The following is a 1,190-nucleotide window of genomic DNA, read 5'->3' on the forward strand; positions in this document are numbered from 1 at the left end:
GCACTAATAGTTTTAATCAAATCACTCGCCCATTCATCAGAGTAGATGAACTCTAAAGTGATTTGTTTAACGATTGGATTATTCATCATTTTTATATTTAGATAAAACTTACCAGCACTCACATTGGCATCTGTGTTTCTTTCTTCATCCCAGCTTACCTCATAGCCAATTAAAACCTTAGCTCCTTTTAAATCTCTTAGCAATTCTTCAATGCTGATTTTTATAAAATATAATTCACTTGCTTTTTTATCAATAGCCTTAAAAGCTGCTTTTTGTCCTGCTAGGGCTATACGATCAAAGGTTCTTACACGAGCTAAATCTTGCCAAATCGTATCTTCATGGCTAGTTTCCCCACCCCAAGAGCGATAACCTTCACCTAAAATACAAGTTGAAATGTGAGCATTTCTTAATCTTTCTGCATCACAATCAAAGCCATTGATAAACTCTATAAAATGTTCTGTGCCAGTAACCCCATTCATCACTCTATTTGAGTAAGAATCACTAAAGCCATATTCTTTATCCCCATCTGTATGAGCTATTAAACCTGCGATGATAGGAGATTGTGGAACATAAGCATAAGATCCCCTTGTATTTAGGATTTGAACCTGTGGCCAAGTGGCAATTAATCTTTTAGAGCTAAAAGCCTCCATTGTATTAATAGCTTCGCCAACATTTGTAGCGTAAAGATCCACAATAGCTGTGATATTCATAGAACTTGCCACACTTTCAAGCTTAGCCTTTACTCCTGCTTCATGTGAGTAATAAGGAGCAATGATTAAATCAGGGCTAAAGCCTGTTTTATGCTTGGCTTTTTTAAAGGCTTCTATGGCATTAACAATATGGGTTAAAGTGTTTTCACTTTCCTCGCTTTCTTCAAAAAAGCTGATAATTATGACATTAGAAACATTTTGTAGATTGATACATTCTAAAGTATCTAAAAGTCTAAAATCTTGTAAGTTATTTTCTTTGATTAAATCGTTTACAAATTCTTTTGCTTTGCTTACATTTGAAAAGGCAAAGATTGGAAAGCTATCCACGCTTTCATAACCAGCCTTTGTGTAAATCATTTCTTTACTTGCACCTTTTATAGCCCCAGCAATACCAATAGGCGTATCACTTTGCACTTTAATAGGACTTGCTGCACCATTGCTGATATTAAAATTAACTCCATAATTTGCTGCCATTATTCA

The 1,190-nt window shown here is 34.8% G+C and carries 1 protein-coding gene; it reads right to left on the reverse strand.

All coding sequences use genetic code 11. The features are described from left to right. The coding region (locus AJ885_RS02050) for a phage tail sheath family protein (RefSeq protein WP_070280659.1) at nucleotides 1–1,184 on the reverse strand (1,184 nt) is incomplete at its 3' end. Nucleotides 1,185–1,190: the final 6 nt, after the last annotated feature.

The organism is Campylobacter sp. BCW_6464, assembly GCF_001762775.1.
Taxonomy (GTDB): domain Bacteria; phylum Campylobacterota; class Campylobacteria; order Campylobacterales; family Campylobacteraceae; genus Campylobacter_D; species Campylobacter_D jejuni.